This is a genomic window from bacterium (genome assembly GCA_036524115.1).
Classification (GTDB): Bacteria; JAUVQV01; JAUVQV01; order JAUVQV01; family DATDCY01; genus DATDCY01.
The window spans coordinates 1-2246 of the sequence record DATDCY010000108.1 but is presented as its reverse complement, the minus strand read 5'-3'; the positions used below and the strand labels follow the sequence as shown (position 1 = coordinate 2246).

General features: G+C 71.0%; 5 protein-coding genes. All 5 read right to left on the bottom strand.

Features of this window, described 5'->3' with window-relative positions; translation table 11 throughout:
* Positions 1 to 50: 50 nt before the first annotated feature.
* Positions 51 to 341 (bottom strand): 50S ribosomal protein L23, encoded by a 291-nt coding sequence (locus VI078_05000; protein ID HEY5998645.1) that lies wholly within the window; start codon positions 339 to 341, stop codon positions 51 to 53.
* The gene (rplD, locus tag VI078_04995) at positions 338 to 967 is read right to left on the bottom strand and encodes a 50S ribosomal protein L4 (protein HEY5998644.1); all 630 of its coding nucleotides are present in this window, start codon (positions 965 to 967) and stop codon (positions 338 to 340) included. Before rplD ends, VI078_05000 begins: the two co-directional genes overlap by 4 nt.
* An 18-nt stretch (positions 968 to 985) precedes the next feature.
* On the bottom strand, positions 986 to 1630 hold the full coding sequence (gene rplC, locus VI078_04990) for a 50S ribosomal protein L3 (GenBank protein HEY5998643.1): 645 nt from the start codon (positions 1628 to 1630) through the stop codon (positions 986 to 988).
* A 17-nt stretch (positions 1631 to 1647) separates the two neighbouring features.
* Entirely contained in the window at positions 1648 to 1956 is a 309-nt protein-coding gene (gene rpsJ / locus VI078_04985; protein HEY5998642.1) for a 30S ribosomal protein S10, read from the bottom strand.
* A 148-nt stretch (positions 1957 to 2104) separates the two neighbouring features.
* Positions 2105 to 2246 (bottom strand): elongation factor Tu (gene tuf, locus VI078_04980; protein HEY5998641.1); only part of this gene is annotated, 142 nt, incomplete at its 5' end.

Sequence of the window (2246 nt, the reverse complement as noted above, 5' to 3'; positions counted from 1 at the left end):
GTGCGGAGCTTGCGCGATCACCGCGCCCTGCGCTCGCCCCGCCGGGCGGGTCAAGGGCCTTCGATGATCTCGATCTTCTCGCCGGGCTTGAGCGTGACGATCGCCTTCTTCCAGTCCGAGCGCCGGCCGATGTTCTTGCCGAGCCGCTTCTCCTTGCCGAGGACGTTGATCACGTTCACGGAGGCGACCTTGGCCTTGAAGATCCGCTCGACCGCGGCCTTGATGTCGCTCTTCGTCGCGGCCGGGTCGACCCGGAAGGCGACCTGGTTGTGGCGCTCCTTGAGGTCGTGGCACTTCTCCGTCAGCAGCGGCGTGCGGATGATGCGGTACGGGTCGCTCACTTTGCCCATAGCTCCTCCATGGCGGCCAGGGCCGCGCGGGTCAGCACGAGGTGGCGCAGGGCGACGAGGTCGTTGAGGGCGAAGCCCCCGGGCCGGGCGACCTTCACCGCCGGGATGTTGCGGCCGGCGCGCAGCAGCTCGGCGCCCTCGCCCGTGTGCACGAGCAGCGTCCCGCCATCCTGCCAGCCCGCCGCGGCGAGCCAGGCGGCCAGCGCCTTGGTCTTGCCGCCGGTCGCCGGCGCCTCCTCGACCACGTGGACGAGGCCGTCGCGCAGCTTCCACGCCAGGGCCGCGCGCAGCGCGGCGCGGCGCTTGGACTGGGGCAGGCGCACGTCGTACTCCTTGGGCAGCGGGCCGAAGACCGTGCCGCCGTGGCGCCACTGGGGCGCGCGCGTGCTGCCCTGGCGCGCCCGGCCGGTGCCCTTCTGCTTCCAGGGCTTGCGGCCGCCGCCGGAGACCGCGCCGCGGGTCTTGTGGGCCCGCGTGCCGGCGCGCTCGTTGGCGCCCGTCGCGCTCGAGACCTCGTGGAGCAGCCCCGAGCTCACCCGCCCGCCGAAGAGGCCGGCGGGCAGCTCGAGCGAGCCCACCTTCTCGTTCTTCGCGTTGTAGAGGTCAGTCTGTGCCATCGCGTTGTACCCCCGTCGCTAGCGCTTCGCGGTGATGAGGACGACCCCGCGGGAGGCCCCGGGGACGGCGCCCTTCACGAGGAGCAGGCTGCGGTCCGGGTCGACGCCGACGACCGCGAGGTTCTTGGCGGTCACGCGGTCCGCGCCCATGTGCCCGGGCAGGTGCTGGCCCGGGAAGACCCGCGAGGGGTAGGACGACGCGCCGATGGAGCCGGGCGCGCGGTGGAACATCGAGCCGTGCGTGTCGGCGCCGCCGCGGAAGCCGTGGCGCCTGACGCCGCCCTGGAAGCCCTTGCCCTTGGAGGTCCCGATCACGTCGACCTTCTCGCCGAGCTGGAAGACGTCGGCCTTGAGCTGCTGGCCGAGCTCGAACTCCTCGGGGGCCATGCCCCGCACCTCGCGCAGCAGGCGCTGCGGCGCGACCCCGGCCTTCTTGAAGTGGCCGGCGGCCGGCTTGCCCGGCCCGCGCTTCTTCGTGACGGGCTCGAAGCCCATCTGGATGGCGTCATAGCCGTCCTTGGCGCGCACCCGCTTCTGCACGACGGTGCAGGGGCCCGCCTGCAGGACGGTCACGGGGATCAGCTCGCCCCGCTCCGAGAAGATCTGGGTCATGCCGACCTTGCGGCCGACAAGCCCGACGGTTTTTCTTTCGACCTTAGCCACGGCTCACCCGCCTCCCCCTAGAGCTTGATCTCGACGTCGACGCCGGCCGCCAGGTCCAGGCGCATCAGGGCGTCGACCGTCTGCGAGGTGGGCTCCATGATGTCGACGAGCCGCTTGTGCGTGCGCACCTCGAACTGCTCCCGGGACTTCTTGTCCACGTGCGGCGAGCGCAGCACGGTGAAGCGGTTGATCCGCACCGGGAGCGGGATCGGCCCGACGACGCGGGCGCCGGTGCGCTTCGCGGTGTCGACGATCTCCACCACCGACTGGTCGAGCAGCCGGTGGTCGTAGGACTTGAGTCGGATCCGAATTTTTTGCGTGTCCATCATTCCTCAGCCTGTCGGCGTTGGGGGCGGGAGGTCAGCGCCGGGGCCCTGTCCCGGTGCTCGTTCCCGTCCGCATTCGTCCTGCTTGCGTTCCCGTCCTCTTCGTCCGGGGAGGGAATGACTTCCGTCCCCTTGTCGTGACCATTCGTTACTGGATGATCTCGGAGACGACGCCGGCGCCCACCGTGCGCCCGCCCTCGCGGATCGCGAAGCGCAGCTCCTTCTCCATCGCGATCGGCGCGATCAGCTCGCCCGTGATCTCCACGTTGTCCCCCGGCATCACCATCTCC

What these genes read in the sequence shown, in the direction of transcription:
- rplD (HEY5998644.1), bottom strand. Translation starts at nt 967, where the DNA reads ATGGCACAGACTGACCTCTACAACGCGAAGAACGAGAAGGTGGGCTCG.
- rpsJ (HEY5998642.1), bottom strand. Translation starts at nt 1,956, where the DNA reads ATGGACACGCAAAAAATTCGGATCCGACTCAAGTCCTACGACCACCGG.